General features: G+C 70.1%; 14 protein-coding genes, 2 tRNA genes and 1 riboswitch. Of the genes, 7 read left to right on the forward strand and 9 right to left on the reverse strand.

The window, feature by feature from the left end; all coding sequences use genetic code 11:
* Window positions 1-29: 29 nt before the first annotated feature.
* The 7 genes from ACFQSB_RS39070 to ACFQSB_RS39100 form a co-directional block, all read right to left on the reverse strand.
* Entirely contained in the window at window positions 30-2,630 is a 2,601-nt protein-coding gene (locus tag ACFQSB_RS39070; RefSeq protein WP_380832347.1) for a valine--tRNA ligase, read from the reverse strand.
* A gap of 363 nt (window positions 2,631-2,993) precedes the next feature.
* Entirely contained in the window at window positions 2,994-4,277 is a 1,284-nt protein-coding gene (gene clpX / locus ACFQSB_RS39075; RefSeq protein WP_354850697.1) for an ATP-dependent Clp protease ATP-binding subunit ClpX, read from the reverse strand.
* 180 nt (window positions 4,278-4,457) lie between these two features.
* Window positions 4,458-5,102 carry an ATP-dependent Clp protease proteolytic subunit gene (locus tag ACFQSB_RS39080; protein WP_380832333.1) on the reverse strand — a complete coding sequence of 215 codons (645 nt, stop codon included), beginning with the start codon at window positions 5,100-5,102 and terminating at the stop codon, window positions 4,458-4,460.
* Window positions 5,103-5,113: 11 nt separating this feature from the next.
* Window positions 5,114-5,758: a ClpP family protease gene (locus tag ACFQSB_RS39085; RefSeq protein ID WP_354850690.1), complete on the reverse strand. Its 645-nt coding sequence runs from the start codon at window positions 5,756-5,758 to the stop codon at window positions 5,114-5,116.
* A 116-nt stretch (window positions 5,759-5,874) separates the two neighbouring features.
* Complete coding sequence (locus ACFQSB_RS39090; protein WP_380832334.1) at window positions 5,875-7,446, reverse strand: Na+/H+ antiporter; 1,572 nt, start codon at window positions 7,444-7,446, stop codon at window positions 5,875-5,877.
* Between the two features lie 295 nt (window positions 7,447-7,741).
* On the reverse strand, window positions 7,742-9,121 hold the full coding sequence (gene tig, locus ACFQSB_RS39095; RefSeq protein WP_354931754.1) for a trigger factor: 1,380 nt from the start codon (window positions 9,119-9,121) through the stop codon (window positions 7,742-7,744).
* A gap of 211 nt (window positions 9,122-9,332) precedes the next feature.
* Complete coding sequence (locus ACFQSB_RS39100) at window positions 9,333-10,202, reverse strand: helix-turn-helix domain-containing protein (protein WP_354850681.1); 870 nt, start codon at window positions 10,200-10,202, stop codon at window positions 9,333-9,335.
* A 285-nt stretch (window positions 10,203-10,487) separates the two neighbouring features.
* Between ACFQSB_RS39100 and ACFQSB_RS39105 the strand changes: the two genes are divergently transcribed.
* A complete protein-coding gene (locus tag ACFQSB_RS39105) occupies window positions 10,488-10,973 on the forward strand; it encodes an ATP-binding protein (protein ID WP_380832336.1) in 486 nt (161 codons plus the stop codon).
* A 235-nt stretch (window positions 10,974-11,208) separates the two neighbouring features.
* Here ACFQSB_RS39105 and ACFQSB_RS39110 read toward each other — a convergent pair.
* Window positions 11,209-11,282, reverse strand: a tRNA-Pro gene (locus tag ACFQSB_RS39110).
* Window positions 11,283-11,372: 90 nt separating this feature from the next.
* Between ACFQSB_RS39110 and ACFQSB_RS39115 the strand changes: the two genes are divergently transcribed.
* The 3 genes from ACFQSB_RS39115 (at window position 11,373) to ACFQSB_RS39125 (ending at window position 13,681) form a co-directional block, all read left to right on the forward strand.
* Window positions 11,373-11,443: transfer RNA gene (locus ACFQSB_RS39115), tRNA-Gly, on the forward strand.
* Between the two features lie 208 nt (window positions 11,444-11,651).
* On the forward strand, window positions 11,652-13,007 hold the full coding sequence (locus ACFQSB_RS39120; RefSeq protein WP_380832338.1) for a dihydrolipoyl dehydrogenase family protein: 1,356 nt from the start codon (window positions 11,652-11,654) through the stop codon (window positions 13,005-13,007).
* Window positions 13,008-13,111: 104 nt separating this feature from the next.
* Window positions 13,112-13,681, forward strand: a complete 570-nt coding sequence (locus ACFQSB_RS39125) for a TIGR03086 family metal-binding protein (protein WP_380832340.1) — start codon at window positions 13,112-13,114, stop codon at window positions 13,679-13,681.
* 142 nt (window positions 13,682-13,823) lie between these two features.
* On the opposite strand, the gene ACFQSB_RS39130 is transcribed toward ACFQSB_RS39125, so the two are convergent.
* The gene (locus tag ACFQSB_RS39130) at window positions 13,824-13,901 is read right to left on the reverse strand and encodes a 50S ribosomal protein bL37 (RefSeq protein ID WP_380832349.1); all 78 of its coding nucleotides are present in this window, start codon (window positions 13,899-13,901) and stop codon (window positions 13,824-13,826) included.
* 199 nt (window positions 13,902-14,100) lie between these two features.
* On the opposite strand from ACFQSB_RS39130, the gene ACFQSB_RS39135 reads away from it, so the two are divergent.
* The 3 genes from ACFQSB_RS39135 to ACFQSB_RS39145 all read left to right on the forward strand — a co-directional run bounded on the left by ACFQSB_RS39135 (window position 14,101) and on the right by ACFQSB_RS39145 (window position 17,340).
* Window positions 14,101-15,021 carry a DeoR/GlpR family DNA-binding transcription regulator gene (locus ACFQSB_RS39135; RefSeq protein ID WP_380832342.1) on the forward strand — a complete coding sequence of 307 codons (921 nt, stop codon included), beginning with the start codon at window positions 14,101-14,103 and terminating at the stop codon, window positions 15,019-15,021.
* The gene (gene galT, locus ACFQSB_RS39140) at window positions 15,018-16,091 is read left to right on the forward strand and encodes a galactose-1-phosphate uridylyltransferase (RefSeq protein WP_380832344.1); all 1,074 of its coding nucleotides are present in this window, start codon (window positions 15,018-15,020) and stop codon (window positions 16,089-16,091) included. Before ACFQSB_RS39135 ends, galT begins: the two co-directional genes overlap by 4 nt.
* 131 nt (window positions 16,092-16,222) lie before the next feature.
* A riboswitch (cyclic di-AMP (ydaO/yuaA leader) is annotated at window positions 16,223-16,361 on the forward strand.
* Between the two features lie 34 nt (window positions 16,362-16,395).
* The gene (locus ACFQSB_RS39145) at window positions 16,396-17,340 is read left to right on the forward strand and encodes a coiled-coil domain-containing protein (RefSeq protein ID WP_380832345.1); all 945 of its coding nucleotides are present in this window, start codon (window positions 16,396-16,398) and stop codon (window positions 17,338-17,340) included.
* Window positions 17,341-17,463: the final 123 nt, after the last annotated feature.

Raw genomic sequence — 17,463 nt, forward strand, 5'->3', positions numbered from 1 at the left:
GGGGGCCTCACTCCGTCGGCCCGCGAGCCTCAGCTCGCCGGCAGGGCGGCCAGCTGGGCCTCGAGGCGGGCGATGTCGGCGTCCGCCTGGGTGGCACGGGCGCGGACCTTGGCGACGACGTCATCGGGAGCCTTGGACATGAACTGCTCGTTGGCGAGCTTCGCGACGACCTGGGCCGCCTCCTTGCGCGCGGCGGCGAGATCCTTCTCCATGCGCCTGCGCTCGGCCGCGACGTCGATGGCGCCGGCGGTGTCGATCTCGATCGAGGCCGTGCCCACCGCGAGCCGCGCCGTCGGAGTGAACGACTCGGAGGGATCGTCCAGCCGCAGCAGGCTGCGGATCGCCGGCTCGTGCGCCGCGAGCGCCGTGCCGTCGAGCGTGAGCCTGGCCGCGACCCGCTGACCCGGCTTCAGGCCCTGGTCGGAACGGAACCGGCGGACCTCGGTGATGAGCTCCTGCAGGGCCAGGATCTCCTCCTCGGCCGCCTGGTCGCCGTACTCCCCGGCCACCGCCGGCCACGAGGCCGCCATGATGGACGGGCCGGAGGTCAGCGCCCGCCAGAGCTCCTCGGTGACGAACGGCACCAGCGGGTGCAGCAACCGCAGCAGGGCGTCGAACACGTGGCCCAGCACCAGGCGGGTGCGGTCGGCGACCTCACCGCCCGCCGCGATCTGGATCTTCGCGAGCTCGACGTACCAGTCGCAGACCTCGTCCCACGCGAAGTGGTAGAGCTGGTCTGAGATCTTGGCGAACTCGAAGTCCTCGTAGGCGGCGTCCACCGCGCCGGTGACCGCCCGCAGCCGCGACAGGATCCACCGGTCGGCGACGGTCAGCTCGCCCGGCGCCGGCAGCGCCCCGGAGACGGTCGCGCCGTTCAGCAGCGCGAACCGGGTGGCGTTCCAGATCTTGTTGCAGAAGTTGCGCGAGCCCGCCGCCCAGTCTTCGCTGATGGCGACGTCCGAGCCGGGGCCGGCCCCGCGCAGCAGGGTGAAGCGCGTCGCGTCCGCGCCGTACCGGGAGATCCAGTCGAGCGGGTCGATGACGTTGCCGGAGGACTTGGACATCTTCTTGCCGTACTGGTCGCGCACGATGCCGTGCAGGGCCACCGTGCGGAACGGCGGCGTGCCGTCCATGGCGTACAGCCCGAACATCATCATGCGGGCGACCCAGAAGAACAGGATGTCGTAGCCGGTGACCAGCACCGTGGTCGGGTAGAACCGCTCGAGGTCGGCCGTGCGGTCGGGCCAGCCGAGGGTCGAGATCGGCCACAGGCCCGAGGAGAACCAGGTGTCGAGCACGTCGGAGTCCTGGACATAGCCGGCGGGGGCCTGCTCGTCGGGCCCCACGCACACGACCTGGCCCTCGGGGCCGTACCACACCGGGATGCGGTGGCCCCACCACAGCTGACGCGAGATGCACCAGTCGTGCATGTCGTCGACCCAGTCGAAGTAGCGCTTGGCCAGCTCGGGCGGGTGAATGCGGGTGCGGCCGTCACGGACGGCGTCCCCCGCGGCCTTGGCCAGCGGCTGGACGTTGACGAACCACTGCAGCGACAGCCGCGGCTCGACCACGGTCTTGCAGCGCGAGCAGTGGCCGACGGCGTGGACGTAGGGGCGCTTCTCGGCGACGATGCGGCCCTCGGCGCGCAGAGCCGCCACGACGGCGGGCCTGGCCTCGAACCGGTCGAGGCCCTGGAACGGGCCGTGCGCGGTGATGACGCCGCGCTCGTCCATGACCGTGATGGACGGCAGCCCGTGCCGGCGGCCGATCTCGAAGTCGTTGGGGTCGTGCGCCGGGGTCACCTTGACGGCGCCGGTGCCGAAGGAGGGGTCGACGTGCTCGTCGGCCACGATGGGGATCATCCGCCCGGTCAGCGGCACCTCCACCTGCGTGCCCACCAGATGCGCGTAGCGCTCGTCGGCGGGATGGACGGCGACGGCGGTGTCCCCGAGCATCGTCTCGGCGCGGGTGGTGGCGACCACGATGGCCCCCTGCCCCTCGCCGTAGCGGATGGAGACCAGCTCGCCCTCGTCGTCGCCGTGGTCGACCTCGATGTCGGACAGCGCGGTGAGGCAGCGCGGGCACCAGTTGATGATGCGCTCGGCGCGGTAGATGAGCCCGTCGTCGTACAGCCGCTTGAAGATGGTCTGGACGGCGCGGGAGAGCCCTTCGTCCATGGTGAAGCGCTCGCGCGACCAGTCGACGCTGTCGCCGAGCTTCTTCATCTGGCCCAGGATGCGCCCGCCGGACTCCTCCTTCCACTGCCAGACGCGCTCGACGAACGCCTCGCGGCCGAGGTCGTGCCGGGAGAGGCCCTGCTTGGCCAGCTCGCGCTCGACGACGTTCTGGGTGGCGATGCCGGCGTGGTCCATGCCCGGCAGCCACAGCGCCTCGTGGCCGCGCATGCGGGCGCGCCTGCTCAGGGCGTCCTGGATGGAGTGGTCGAGGGCGTGGCCGATGTGCAGGACGCCGGTGACGTTGGGCGGCGGCAGCACGATGGTGTAAGGCTCTCGCCCGCTGCCTACGTCCGCCGTGAAGTACCCCTCGGCGACCCAGCGCTCGTAGCTCTGGGTCTCGACGTCGGCGGGCGCGTACTGGGTAGGCAGCTCAGGCGTTGTCACAGTCCCAATTGTAGGGACGGCGGCGTGCCGTCCGTGTCGCAACGACCCGGCGCCCGTTATCGGGATTATGGTCACGGCCACCGAAAAGGCATCTTCGGCACGACTGAAAGTACGGTCTCGCTACGGTGCGTAACACGCGCGAGATGTTCGTCCGGTATCGCCCGCGCGCCGCACGACCTCCGCTGCCGCGCCCACCCGGTGGGAAAGCCGATCGCCGGCCCGAGGGCGGCCATGAACCCCGCGTGATGGCGGACGGACGGCGACGGGCGGAGCGGGACGGAGAGACGGCGACGGGCGCCGCGAGATCACGAGCGGTTCGATGGCCGCTCCGCGATCACGCGGCGCCCGTGCCGGAAAGGCGGGGCCGCCCGGTCAGGCGGACTTCTCCCTGGGAGTGCGCTGCTGCTTGGCGTTGAGCTGGTCGCGCGGCACCAGGGTCGGGTTGACGTGCTCCAGGACCGACTCGCGGGTGATGACGACGCGGGCGACGTCCTGGCGGGACGGCACCTCGTACATCACCGAGAGCAGGACCTCCTCCATGATCGCGCGCAGGCCGCGGGCGCCGGTGCCGCGCAGGATCGCCTGGTCGGCGATGGCCTCGAGCGCGTCGTCGGTGAACTCCAACTCCACGTTGTCGAGCTCGAACAGCCGGCGGTACTGCTTGACCAGCGCGTTGCGCGGCTCGGTGAGGATCTGGATGAGCGCCTCGCGGTCGAGGTTGTGCACGCTGGTGATCACCGGAAGGCGGCCGACGAACTCGGGGATCATCCCGAACTTCAGCAGGTCCTCCGGCATGACGTCGGCGAAGATGTCCGAGGCGTCGATGTCGTCCTTGGAGTGGATGATCGCGTTGAAGCCGATGCCCTTCTTGCCGATGCGCGACTCGATGATCTTCTCGAGCCCGGCGAAGGCGCCACCGCAGATGAACAGCACGTTGGTGGTGTCGATCTGGATGAACTCCTGGTGCGGGTGCTTGCGGCCGCCCTGGGGGGGCACGCTCGCGGTGGTGCCCTCGAGGATCTTCAGCAGGGCCTGCTGCACGCCCTCGCCCGAGACGTCCCGGGTGATCGAGGGGTTCTCGCTCTTGCGGGCGATCTTGTCGACCTCGTCGATGTAGATGATGCCCGTCTCGGCCTTCTTGACGTCGTAGTCGGCCGCCTGGATCAGCTTGAGCAGGATGTTCTCGACATCCTCTCCGACGTACCCCGCCTCTGTGAGCGCCGTGGCGTCCGCGATGGCGAACGGGACGTTCAGCATCTTCGCCAGCGTCTGCGCCAGAAGGGTCTTGCCAGAGCCCGTAGGGCCGAGCAAGAGGATGTTGGACTTCGCCAGTTCCAGGCCGTCGTCTCGGCCGCGTTCGCCGGACTGCACCCGCTTGTAGTGGTTGTAGACCGCCACCGAGAGGGCCTTCTTCGCCTTGTCCTGGCCGATGACATAGGCGTCGAGGAACTCGTAGATCTCTCTCGGTTTGGGCAGGCTGTCCCACTTGAGCTCGGAGGACTCGGAGAGCTCCTCCTCGATGATCTCGTTGCAGAGATCGATGCACTCATCGCAGATGTAGACGCCTGGTCCGGCGATGAGCTTCTTGACTTGCTTCTGGCTCTTCCCGCAGAACGAGCACTTCAGCAGGTCTCCGCCGTCGCCGATGCGTGCCACCCCAGATACTCCTTTGCGTGGGACCGCCTGCTCCGCGATCCGAATCTTGCGGACTCGGTCCGAAAAGTCATCCCGCTCAGGTTTCGACGTTACCGTCTTCTGGGCCCTCAGTGCGCCCCCTAGCGGTGAGTCGCACCGGAACGTGCCCAATTGGGCACCGTTCCGGTGCGATCCGCGTCCTCAGGAAGCAACGGCTTGAGCGCGCTTCTTCCGTGAGGGGATGATGTCGTCGATCAGGCCGTAGGCCTTGGCCTCGTCGGCGTTGAGAATCTTGTCGCGCTCGATGTCGCGGCGGACCTCGTCGGGCGCCTTGCCCGAGTGCCGGGCGACGATCGTCTCCAGGAGCGCGCGCATGCGCAGGATCTCGCGCGCCTGGATCTCGATGTCGCTTCCCTGGCCGCCGCCCTCGGTGGAGGGCTGGTGGATCAGGACGCGGGCGTTCGGCAGGGCGAAGCGCTTGCCCGGCGTGCCGCCGGCCAGCAGCACCGCCGCGGCCGAGGCCGCCTGGCCAAGGCACACGGTCTGGATCTCGGGCCGGACGAACTGCATGGTGTCGTAGATCGCGGTCATCGCGGTGAACGACCCGCCCGGCGAGTTGATGTAGATGCTGATGTCGCGGTCGGGATCGAGCGACTCCAGCGTGAGGAGCTGGGCCATCACGTCGTTGGCCGACGCGTCGTCGATCTGCACGCCGAGGAAGATGATGCGGTCCTCGAACAGCTTGTTGTAGGGGTTCATCTCCTTGACGCCGTACGTCGTGCGCTCGACGAACGAGGGGATGATGTAGCGGCCGTTGATGTCCCCCGGCCGGATCAGATCACTCACGAGTTGCCCCTTCAGGAGACGGCGCCCTCAGAGGGCACCTGCCGCGCGCTGCGCACGACGTTATCGATGAAGCCGTAGTCCCTGGCCTCCTCGGCGGTGAACCAGCGGTCGCGGTCGGAGTCCTTCTCGATCTGCTCCAGCGGCTGGCCGGTGTGGTGGGCGATGCGCTCGGCCAAGGTCTTCTTGACGTACAGCATCTGCTCGGCCTGGATCGCGATGTCGGCGGCGGTGCCGCCGATGCCGCCGGAGGGCTGGTGCATCATGATGCGGGCGTGCGGCAGCGCGTACCGCTTGCCCGTCGCGCCGGCGCACAGCAGGAACTGCCCCATCGAGGCGGCCAGACCCATGGCGACGGTGCAGACGTCGTTCGGCACGTACTCCATCATGTCGTAGATCGCCATGCCGGCCGTGACCGAACCACCAGGGGAGTTGATGTACAGCCAGATGTCGCGGTCGGGGTCGTCGGCGGCAAGCAGGAGCAGTTCAGCGCAGATGCGGTTGGCGACCTCGTCGTCCACCTGGGTGCCGAGCACCACGATGCGCTCACGCAGCAGACGGTTGTATAGCTGATCCTCAAGGCGGAACGAGCCGTTCTCACGGCCACGCGACTCCGGCCCAAAGCTCGTGGGCTGGTTAGAGGTCGGCGGGCTGGTCACAGCGTCACCTTCCGATGCGTCGTAATCGATGGGCTTTGCTTGTGACCTTAACGCGCGGCGCCGACCGGTCAGTCCCGGTCTCGACACTGTTCGCTGTCGGCGCAGGTACCGGGAGGTCAGTGGGACCCCGAGGCGCGACGGCGATCCTCCAGGTCCAGCTCGTGGATGAGGTGCCGCTGCGTCGCCGCGCTGATCTTGCCCTTGGAGTAGAGCTCGTCCAGTTTCTCCCGCTGGGCGTGGGCGAGTTGCCTGCGCAGCCCGCGGGTGCCGGAGTCGGGCGAGGTTCCGTCCTCGTCGTCGTCCTCATCGAGTATCGCACGCACCGTGTCCAGGCGCAGCTCCAGGAGCTGGCGGAACACGCCGGCGGTGTGCTCGTCCACCTCGCCCTCGGAGGCCAGGTGGTCGAGCCTGGACAGGGCCGCCTCCACGGTCGCCTGGCGGGCCTTGGCCTCCTCGATGACCGACTCCTGCGTCTCGCCGAGCCCGAAGCGCCGCAGCAGCGCGGCCAGCGTGGTCGCCTGGCCGATCAGCGTGGCCATGACGACCACGGCGGCCAGGAAGATGAGCAGCGGCCGGTTGGGGACGGTGAGCGGGATCGACAGGGCGACGGCGAGGGTGATGGCCCCGCGCATCCCGGCCCATCCCATGACCAGCCGCTGCGCCCGCCCGATGCCGTCGAAGGACAGATGCCGGCCCGGCAGCCACTTGGCCAGCGGGAAGACCGCCATGGTCCACGCCAGGCGCATCAGCACGACCACGGCGAGGACGATCAGCGCCGTGCCGGCGAGCGTGGCGAAGGAATAGTCCGTCACCCCGTTCAGCACCTGGCGGATCTCCAGCCCGAGCAGGACGAACAGGCTGGACTCCAGCAGCAGGACCAGCACCTCCCAGAAGGCGTCGCCGGTGAGCCTGGAGGAGGGCTGGAGCAGGCCGTGGGCCCGTACGCCGAGGTAGAAGCCGGTGGTGATGGTGGCGAGCACCCCCGAGAAGCCGAAGTGCTCGGCGGGGAGGTAGGCGACGAACGGGGTGATCAGCGACACGACGATCTGCGCGCCGTTGTCCGTGATCCGGCCGCGCAGCCGGGCCACGACCCAGCCGAGGACCAGGCCGTACAGCACGCCGCCCGCCACGATGCGCACCAGCATCAGGCCGCCCTCCGAGAGGGTGACCGGCTCGGTGATCGCGGTGAGGGCGAGGCCGAACAGGGTGAGAGCCACGGCGTCGTTGACCAGGCTCTCCCCCTCCAGGATGGTCACCAGGCGGCGGGGGGCGCCCAGGCGCTTCATGACCGAGGTCGCCGCCACGGGGTCGGTGGGTGCGACCGCGGCGCCGAGCGCCAGCGCAACCGGCCAGCCGATCTGCGGCACGGCGAGGCGCACGGCGGCCATGACGGCCAGGGCGGTCACGCAGGTGAGGCCGAAGGCCATCACCGAGATGGGGACGGCGTCCTCCTTGGTCTCGCGCGGGGCGGTCAGGAAGGCCGCGCGGTAGACCAGGGGCGGCAGGTAGAGGGTGAGGATGACGTCGGGCGGCACGGCCGCCTTGCCCATGCCCGGCACGAAGCTCGCGGCCAGCCCGAGCAGGACGAGCGGGATCGCCGCGGGGATGCCGAAGCCGCGTCCCAGCCCCCGCCCCACGAGCATGATCACCGCGATGACCACGGCGACGATGACGTGGCCCTCAACCATTGGCGTCCCCGCGTACCCGTTTCACAGGTCTGAGTTGCCCGGGATCCGCCAATAATCACCCCAAGGTGCACTTAAAGGTGTGCGCATCCTGCATATGCCGGTGAATCCGAACGTGCATCCTCACGCCGCGGCGACCCGCCGGGACGGCGACGCGCACCACGCGGCGGCCCGCCGGGACGGCGGCGCTCACGCCGTGACGGCCCACGAGACGGCGATGCCCCCGCCGCGAGGACGCGGCGGAGGCATCGTGGAGTTTCGCGCGGCGCCGCCGGCCGTGGGCCGGCGGACGCCGGGGTCACTCGGCCGGCTGGGCGGCGGCCGCGGTGGCGCCCTCGGCGTCCTCCTGGCCCTCGTTCAGCTCGGCGTAGATGGCCTTGAGGTCGACCTCGTTGCCGGCCTCGTCGGTCACCTTGACGGCGTCGCCGATGACGGTCTTGGCCTTGTCGCGGACGATCTCGACCATGGCCAGCGTGAGCTGGTCGTTGTCGGCGAGGTGCTGGGCCAGGGTGTTCGGGGCGACGCCGAGCTGCATCGCGCGGCGGACCACGAAGTTGGTCAGCTCCTCCTCGCTCACCCCGATGTCCTCGGACTTGACGATCTTGTCGAGCAGGAAGCCCGTCTTGATCGCCTTCTTGGAGTTCTCCTCGAACTCGGCGAAGCGCTCGTCCTCGGTGGTCTGGTAGAGCCGGAAGAACGCCTCACGGCTGAGGCCGCTCTCGGCGATCTGGTGCTCGAGGTTGTGCTTGCGGGCGTCCAGCTCGGCCTTGAGCGCGCTGTCGGGCAGCGGGATGTCGATCTGGTCGAGCACGGCGGCCACGGCGTTCTCGCGGGCCTGCACGACCTGGTCGACCAGCTTGTTGCGGCGGGCCTGGGCGCGCAGGCTCTCGCGCAGCTCCTCCAGCGTGTCGAACTCGCTGGCGAGGCCGGCGAACTCGTCGTCGAGCTCAGGGAGGACCTTCTCCTTGACGCTCTTGATCGTGATGGTGACCTCGGCCTCCTCGCCGGCGTTCTCGCCGCCGACGAGGGTCGTGGTGAAGGACTTCTCGTCGCCCGCGGACATGCCGACCAGCGCGTCGTCCAGGCCCTGCAGCACCGAGCCCGCGCCCACCTCGTAGGAGACGTCGGAAGCCTGCTGCTCTTCGATGTTCTTGCCGTCGATGGTGGCCGAGAGGTCCATCACGACGTAGTCGCCGTTGCCCGCGGCGCGCTCGACGCCGGTGAGCGTGGCGAAGCGCTGGCGCAGGGCGTCGATCTGGGTGTCGATGTCCTCGTCGGAGACCTCGGCCGAGGGGACGGTGACCTCGAGGCCCTCGTAGTCGGGGACGTCGAAGGCGGGGCGGACGTCCACCTCGGCGGTGAACTCCACCTCCTTGCCGTCGTCGATCTTGGTGACCTCGATCTCCGGCTGGCTGACCGGGAAGACGTCGCTCTCGTCCACGGCCTGGCCGTACAGCTTCGGCAGGGCCTCGTTGAGGGTCTCCTCCAGAACCACCGCGCGGCCGAAGCGCTGCTCGATGATGCGGGCGGGAACCTTGCCGGGGCGGAAGCCGGGGACGCGCACCTGCTGCGCGACCTTCTTGTACGCCGCCTGCATGCTCGTCTCGAGCTCCTCGAACGGCACCTCGACGGTGAGCTTCACCCGGGTCGGGCTGAGCTCCTCGACAGCGGTCTTCACGGGGTGGTCTCCTTGGTCAAGCTTCTGGTGATCGCGGGCGGCGTCATGTCGTACGGCGACCCGCGACATGCTCGCGCGCCGCGCCCACATGGGCGGCTCAGTGCACGGGCCAACCGGCACAACCATGTCTGGGCGTGCTCAATAGTGGCGGGTGTCCAGCGCCGCTTGCCAGTCTAGGGCAGACGAGCACCTTCGGCGTCACCGACAGGCGTCAGAATCTCTCAGAGATGATCTTTTGGAGAATGTCGACCGTGGCCTCGGGGGTGGTGCTGACGGCGCACAACCGCTCCATGACCTCGCTGTAACGGTCCACTTCGTCTCGTTTGTCCAGGTACAGCGCGCTGGCGAGCTGCTCGACGTATACCACGTCGGGAAGCTCATTGTCTTCGAAGCGGAGCACGCTGAACGCCCCGCCCTCGGCGCTGTGACCGCCGTAGCTGAACGGCATGACCTGAATCGTGATGTTCGGCTGGCGCATGAGCTCGAGCAGGTGCTGCAACTGGCCCCGCATGACGTCCGCGCCGCCGATCGGCCGCCGCAGCGCCGCCTCGTCGATCACCGCCCAGAACACCGGGCCGTTGACCCGGTCGAGCACGCGCTGGCGCTCCATGCGCAGGTCGACGCGCCGCGCGATCTCGGCCGCCCCGACGCCCGTCGCGCCCGCCCTGATGACGGCGCGGGCGTACTCCTTGGTCTGCAGCAGGCCGGGGACGAACTGCACCTCGTAGGTGCGGATGCGGGACGCCGCCTCCTCCAGGCCGACGTAGGCCTGGAACCACGAGGGCAGCAGGTCGTTGAAGCGGTGCCACCAGCCGGGCTCGTTGGCCCTCTGCAGCAACTCCATCACCGTTGAGCGCGCCTCGCCGTCCTCGACGCCGTAATAGGCGAGCAGGTCGGACACATCGCGTTCCTTGAACCCGACCCGGCCGAGCTCCATCCGGCTGATCTTGGATTCGGAACCGCGGATCAGATGTCCGGCCTCCTCTCGCGAAATGCCTTTCTGTTCGCGAAGCCGGCGGAGCTGGGACCCCAGCAGGATGCGGAGAGCCGTAGGACCGGATCCGGGCTGGAACTGCGTCATTCGGCCTCCTTCTCTTCTCGGGCCAGCCCACACAGTGTCACCACTTCCGGCTCTCGTGACAAGGTCTGGGCCGCGCGTCGGGCGCGCCGGTCGCATCAGTGCGACGGCGGGGTGACATCACGGACGGTTCTTGCGCCTGCACGGCGCAGGTGCACGTGCATTTGGGTCTTGCACCAAGCCGAATACTGACCCATGATGGCCTAGTGCATATTGGGCTTAAGGTGCACTAACCCCTATAACGGCACTGGCTGCGGAGACACAATGATGGTGGGAGGTATCAGCAGGATGCTGGAGCCCCTATCCGCGGCTCATTGCCTGGAAGCAACGCCTGAAGTGGGATTTCGGCGCATATTACGTGCCGGTCGACATGAAGACCGCACCACCTGCCCGCTCCGCCCCCAGGCCGATTCCGTGAAAACGGCCCGCGACGTGACCCGCAGGACCCTGAGCGGCTGGGGTTGCCCCCAGATCGGCGACGACGCGACCCTCGTGGTGTCGGAACTGGTCACCAACGCCGTGCGCTATGCCTGCCACACCGCCCGCCGCTATGAGGACCACCCGATAACGCTGCTGCTCCTGCGAATGTCGCAGCACGTGCTGCTGGCGGTCTCCGATCCCAGCGATGAGGCGCCGACCCGCAGGCAACCCGACTTCGTCTCCGAGCACGGACGAGGCCTCTACATCGTCGACACCTACAGCAAGGCGTGGGGCTGGGAGTCGCTGGAAGAGGGTGGCAAGGCCGTCTGGGCCCTGTTTCGCGCGGAGCGCTGACCAGCGGTCAGCACGTTGCCCGCAGGGTTTCGGTCCACTCGCGAACCGGCGGGCCTTCGCCGGACCCGCCGGGCGGACCCGTCCCGCGCTTCGCGCGCCGGCAGGAAGAACGCCGCCGATCGCACCGGCGGCACGATGAACCTTTCACGCCCGCTAGAGCGTCGTCCCTGGGGCCCGCCGCCGACGGCCGGGCCCGGCGTCGCCGTCGCATCGGCGCCGCCCGGCGCCGGGCACGTCGGGGTGACCGGATTTGAACCGATGATCTCCTGCACCCAAAGCAGGCGCGCTACCAAGCTGCGCTACACCCCGGAGCATCGGGCCGCTCGCGCACTCGCAATCTCCGGTACGCTTACGTCCTGACGACCGGGAGAAGTCTAGACCAGACGGCGACCGGCTCGCGCGGACGTAGCTCAATGGTAGAGCCCCAGTCTTCCAAACTGGCTACGCGGGTTCGATTCCCGTCGTCCGCTCTCAGCACGAAGGCCCAGGCAGGAGGCACGTTCTCCGCCCGGGCCTTTCCATTTCCACCACCGACTTCGAGCCGTCTTATTTTTCGGCCGCTCCCGCTTTTTCTCCTCCGGCGGGGCCGAAGCGCGGGCCCCCGCCCACCGGGACACGACCGGGGAAGATCTTGGTGGTGACCGTGTCGGTGGTGCGGGGCTTGGGCAGGGGAAGGCCATGGCTGCCGATATCGAAGAGTTCGACGTCGTCGTCCTGGGGCTCGGACCGGGAGGCGAACAGGTCGCGGGACGCCTCGCGGAGGCCGGTCTGGCCGTCGCCGGCGTCGAGTCCCGCCTGGTGGGCGGGGAATGCCCCTACTGGGCGTGCGTGCCGACCAAGATGATGGTGCGCGCCGCCGATCTGCTGGCCGAGGGCGGACGCATCCCGTCCATGGCGGGCGAGGCGACGGTCGTGCCCGACTGGGCGCCCGTGGCCCGGCGCATCCGCGAGGAGGCCACCGACAACTGGGACGACAAGGTCGCCGCCGACCGCTTCCACGACCAGGGCGGCACGCTGGTACGGGGCCGCGGCAGGATCACGGCCCCCGGCGAGGTCACGGTGGACGGCTCACGGGTGCTGCGCGCCCGCCGCGGCATCGTCGTCGCCACCGGCTCGCAGCCGGCCGTGCCGCCGATCGCCGGGCTGGCCGGCACTCCGTACTGGACCAACCGCGAGGCGACCGAGGCCGAACGGGCGCCCGAGTCGATCATCGTGCTGGGCGGCGGCGCCGTCGGCGTGGAGTTCGGCCAGGTGCTGCGCCGCTTCGGCGCCGAGGTGACCGTCCTGGAGGCGGCCGGCGGCCTGCTTCCGTCCGAGGAGCCGGAGGCCGGCGAGCTGCTCGCCGAGGTCTTCGCCAAGGAGGGCATCACGGTACGCACGGACGCCAAGGTCACCCGGGTCGACCACCATGGCTCCGCCTTCACCGTGATGACCGAGGACGGCAGTCACCGCGCCGAGCGGCTGCTGGTGGCCACCGGGCGGCGTTGCGACCTGGCCGCCATCGGCGTGGGCGCCGTCGGCCTGGAGGAGTCGGCGCAGGTGATCAAGGTGGACGACCGCATGAGGGCCGCCGAGGGGGTGTGGGCGGTCGGAGACGTGACGGGCGAGGGCGCGTTCACCCACGTGGCGGTGTACCAGGCGCGCGTCGCCCTGGCCGACATCCTGGGCGAGCACGGCCCGGCGGCGGACTACCGCGCGGTGCCTAGGGTGACCTTCACCGACCCCGAGGTGGGCGCGGTGGGCCTGACCGAACGGCAGGCCCGCGAGCGTGGCCTCGCCGTGCGCACGGCGGCCACGCCCGTCGCCTCCTCGGCGCGCGGGTGGATCCACCGCGGCGTGGGGCTGGTCAAGCTCGTCGCCGACGAGGACGCGCTGGTCGGCGCGACGGTGGCGGGGCCGTGCGGCGGTGAGGTGCTGGGCCTGCTGACGCTGGCCGTGCATGAACGCACGCCGCTCGACCGGCTCACGAGCATGATCTACGCCTACCCGACCTTCCACCGGGCGGTGGAGGACACCCTGAGCCTTCTGCGATAACGTCCCGCGACCGCGCCCGCCGCCCCGGCGTCCCTTCCGTCCTCGCCCCTGACGGGGGGTCCGCGGCCGGGTTAACGTCGGTTGGACGACGCGGGAGGGACATGATGACGATGGACATCCGCGAGGCCTATCGCAGGGCCCTGGACGCCTTCGGCGCGCACGTTCACCAGGTCAGGGCCGATCAGTGGCGGCTGCCGACGGCCTGCGCCGGCTGGGACGTCCACGGCATGGTCGACCATCTGGTGGGCGAGAGCCTGCTGGCGCCGCAGCTGCTCGCGGGACGGCAGGCCGCGGAGGCCGCCGAGCTGACCGAGGGCGACCTGCTCGGCGACGACCCGGTCAAGGCGTTCGACGTGGCGGCGGCCGCGGCGGCGCGCGCCATGGAGGCGGCCGACGTCCTGACGCGGACGGTGCACCTGTCGTTCGGCGACGTCTCCGGGGCGGAGTACATCGCCGAGCTGTTCGCCGACACCCTCATCCACACGTGGGACCTCGCCAGGGCGATCGGCGGTGACGAGCGGCTGGATCCCGAGCTGGTCGAGGTGTGCGCCGAGTGGTTCGCCGGAGCGGAGGAGGGCTACCGGCAGGCCGGGGTGATCGCCGAGCGCCCGCCGCTGCCCGAGGGCACCGACCCGCAGACCCGCCTGCTGGCCGCTTGGGGGCGCGGCGGCTGACGCGCGGGCCGAGGGAGCGCGGTACTCTCGGCCCCGTCGCGCGTCACCGCCCCCGGCACCCGGCCGGGAGACGACGCGGGGTCACCTCCGGCAGGCCCGCACGGCCGACGCGATGACGAGGTGACGGCCGGCGTGGGGAGGGTCAGCGGGAGACGGGCCGCTTGCCGTGGTTGGCCTTCCTCTTCTTGCGGGCCCGGCTCTTACGCGCGCGTCTCGCCATCTCGGCCTCCCCATCGGTACGGGTCGTGCTCCCCACCATGCATCCGCGCCCGAGCCGGTACAAGGCCCAAACGCCAAAGAAAGCCCCCGGAGCCGCCACCCGGGACCGTCCACCCGCCCCACCATCGCCCCTCACGTTCCAACAAGGCGCAGGTCAGATTATGTAGTATTTTGATGGAACTTGGTGGAGAGGTGAGGCGATGCTGGCTCAGCAACGGCAGCAGGCGATCCTCGAGCGCGTCCGCAGGAGCGGCGCGGTACGGGTCGCCGACCTGGTGCGCGAGCTCGGGGTGTCGGACATGACGATCCGCCGCGACCTTGAGGCGCTGGCCGAGCGCGGGCTGGTGGACAAGGTGCACGGCGGCGCCACCGCCACCGGCGCGGGGTCCACCGAGGAGCCGGGCTTCGCGGCCAAGTCGGTGCGCCAGCAGGCCGAGAAGGAGGCGATCGCCCGCCGCGCCGCCGAGCTGGTGCGCCCGGGCAGCGCGGTCGCGCTGTCGGCCGGCACGACCACCTGGACCCTGGCCCATCACCTGGCCGACGTCCCCCACCTCACGGTCATCACCAACTCCGTCCAGGTCGCCGACGTCTTCCACCGGGCCGGGCGCGCCGACCAGACCGTCGTGCTCACCGGAGGGGTGCGCACGCCGTCGGACGCGCTGGTGGGGCCGGTCGCCGTGGCGGCCATCCGCGCGCTCAACGTCGACACGCTGATGCTCGGCGTGCACGGCATGAACCCCAGGGCGGGCTTCACCACCCCCAACATCCTTGAGGCCGAGACCGACCGCGAACTGGTCGCGGCGGCGCAGCGGCTGGTCGTGCTGGCCGACCACACCAAGTGGGGCACCGTCGGCATCAGCACGATCGCCAAGCTGGACGAGGCGCACGTCGTGATCAGCGACACCGGCCTGCCGGAGGAGGCCAGATCGGCGCTGTCCGAGCAGGCCGGCACGCTGCTGCTGGTCGACCCTGCGGGGACGGCGCCACCGACCGAGCCGGCGCGAGACGCCGGCGGGTCCGGACGCGCGAACCGCGCTCCGGGAACAGAACGGGCGGCCCGGACCGCCGACACGACAGGACAGGCGGCTCAGCCGGCCGCCGGACAGGAGGTGGCCCGGTGAAGCGGACCGTCACCCAGCTCGCCGATGGGCGAGAGCTCATCTACTTCGACCACGACGAGAACGCCGACCGCGGCGCCGCCGACACCCGCGAGCTGCCCCCGCGCCCCGCGGCCTCGGAGCTGCGGTACGACCCGGTGATGGACGAGTGGATCGCCATCGCCGGGCACCGCCAGGGCCGCACGTTCCTGCCTCCCACCGACGAATGCCCTCTGTGCCCCTCCCGGCCGGGCCACGCGACCGAGATCCCCGCCGCCGACTACGACGTCGCGGTGTTCGAGAACCGTTTCCCGTCCTTCAGCTTCAACCTGGGCCACTACGAGGACGTGGGCGGCCTGAGCGAGGTGCGGCCCGGCGTCGGCCGGTGCGAGGTGGTGTGCTTCACCTCCCGGCACGACTCCTCCTTCTCCCGGCTGTCTCCCGAGCAGGTCGATCTGGTGCTGGTGGCGCTCGCCGACCGCACCGACCACCTCTCGCGGCTGGAGGGCGTGGAGCAGGTGTTCCCGTTCGAGAACCGCGGCGCCGAGATCGGCATCACGCTGGCGCACCCGCACGGCCAGATCTACGCCTATCCGTACGTGACGCCTCGCACGCGGCAGATGCTGGCCTCGGCGGCCCGCTACCGCGAGCGCACGGGCGGCGACCTGTTCGCGGACGTGCTGGCCACCGAGCGCAAGGCCGAGACGCGCGTGGTCGCCTCCAACGAGCACTGGACGGCGTTCGTCCCCGCGGCGGCGCGGTGGCCGTTCGAGGTGCACGTCTACCTCAACCGCAGGGCGGCCGACCTTCGCGAGCTGGACGCCGAGGAGCGCGCGGCCTTCGGCCCGCTCTACACCGACGTGCTGCGGCGGCTGGACGGGCTGTTCGGGGTCACCATGCCCTACGTCGCGGCCTGGCACCAGGCGCCCGTGCGCACCGGGCGCGACCTCGCCTACCTGCACCTGCAGCTGTTCAGCATCCGGCGGGCGGCGCAGAAGCTGAAGTACCTGGCCGGGTCGGAGTCGGCGATGGGCGCGTTCGTCAACGACGTGCTGCCCGAGGAGGCCGCCCGGATGCTACGCGAGCAGCCGTGACCGCGCCCGCCCTGTACGGCCCGCCGCGGACGCGGCGGCGGTGACCCCGCGCACGCCACGTCGGGGGACGTCACCTCCGGGGTCGCCATAAATACGGATCTACCACTACCATCCATCACACACCGGCCGTAACGGCCGGTCCGCCTAATCCCAGGTGCCCCGCCTGGGAGCCGGGGACCCATCGGTTCCTCTGGGGTGAATCCACGCGTGTGGTAGGGCGTCTCCGGCCCGAACCCGTCAGCTAACCCGGTCGGCAGATGGAGAGGAGCGGGCTCTGCCCCTGTCTTCCGGCCGCCACGGTTCCGTGGCCGCCTGCGCTCTGATGGTGGCCGCCCTGGTGCTCGGCCCGTCCACGACCGGCGCCGCCGCCGCCCCCAAACCCACCGAGAAACAGCTCAAGGCACAGCTCGCCGCCCTCGGCAAGCAGGTCGACAAGCTGATCGCCCAGTACAACGCCAAGCGCGTCGCGGTCGCCAAGGCCAAGGACGCGGAGAAGAAGGCCCGCGAGCGGCTGAAGGCCGCGGAGACCGAGCTCACCGCCTCCGAGGGTCAGGTGGGCGACATCGCCCAGCTCAGCTACCAGGCGGGCAGCGGCCTCGGCATGATGCGCGAGATCATGTCGCCCGGTTTCGGCGGCGCCGCGATGCTGCAACAGCTCCAGGCCGAGCAGTCCGCCGAGATCGGCCGATATGCCACGGCCCGTGACGCCCGCAAGAAGGCGGCCGACGACGCGGCCGCGCTGACCGACGGCCTGCGCGACGACGTCGTCGAGGTGACCGCCCAGCGCAGGGACGCCGAGAAACTGATCGGCCAGATCAAGGACAAGCTGGACCGGCTCGTGCCCACCGCCCCGGGCAAGCAGGCCAACGGCAGTTGGGCGCCCGAGCTGCCGACCGGGAGCGAGAACATCACCCCGCGGATGCGGCTGATGCGCGCCGAGGTCAAGGACCACTTCCCGCTGCGGTTCCCCGTCGGCTGCTACCGCCCCGAGAACAGTGGCGAGCACCCGCTGGGCCGGGCATGCGACTTCATGCTCAGCTCCGGCGGGGCGATGCCCTCGCCCGCCGGCGTCGCGATGGGCGAGCAGATCGCCGCCTGGGCCATCAAGAACGGCGGCAAGCTCGGCGTGAAGTACGTGATCTACCGGCAGCGGATCTACAACCTGGGCTTTCCCGGCTGGCGGTCGATGGCCAACCGCGGCGGGATCACCGCCAACCACTTCGACCACGTGCACATCTCGATGTACTAGTAAGGGGACGAATAGCGTCTGATGAGCTATTCGCAGACTTGAAGAAGGCGTTTGAGCTGGTCACCGGCCTGTGGGGGTGACGTTCGCCGAGGTCATCGTGTGTGTCGGTGCGTGGCTGTCTGC

This window comes from Sphaerisporangium rhizosphaerae (genome assembly GCF_042665155.1).
Lineage (GTDB): Bacteria > Actinomycetota > Actinomycetes > Streptosporangiales > Streptosporangiaceae > Sphaerisporangium > Sphaerisporangium rhizosphaerae.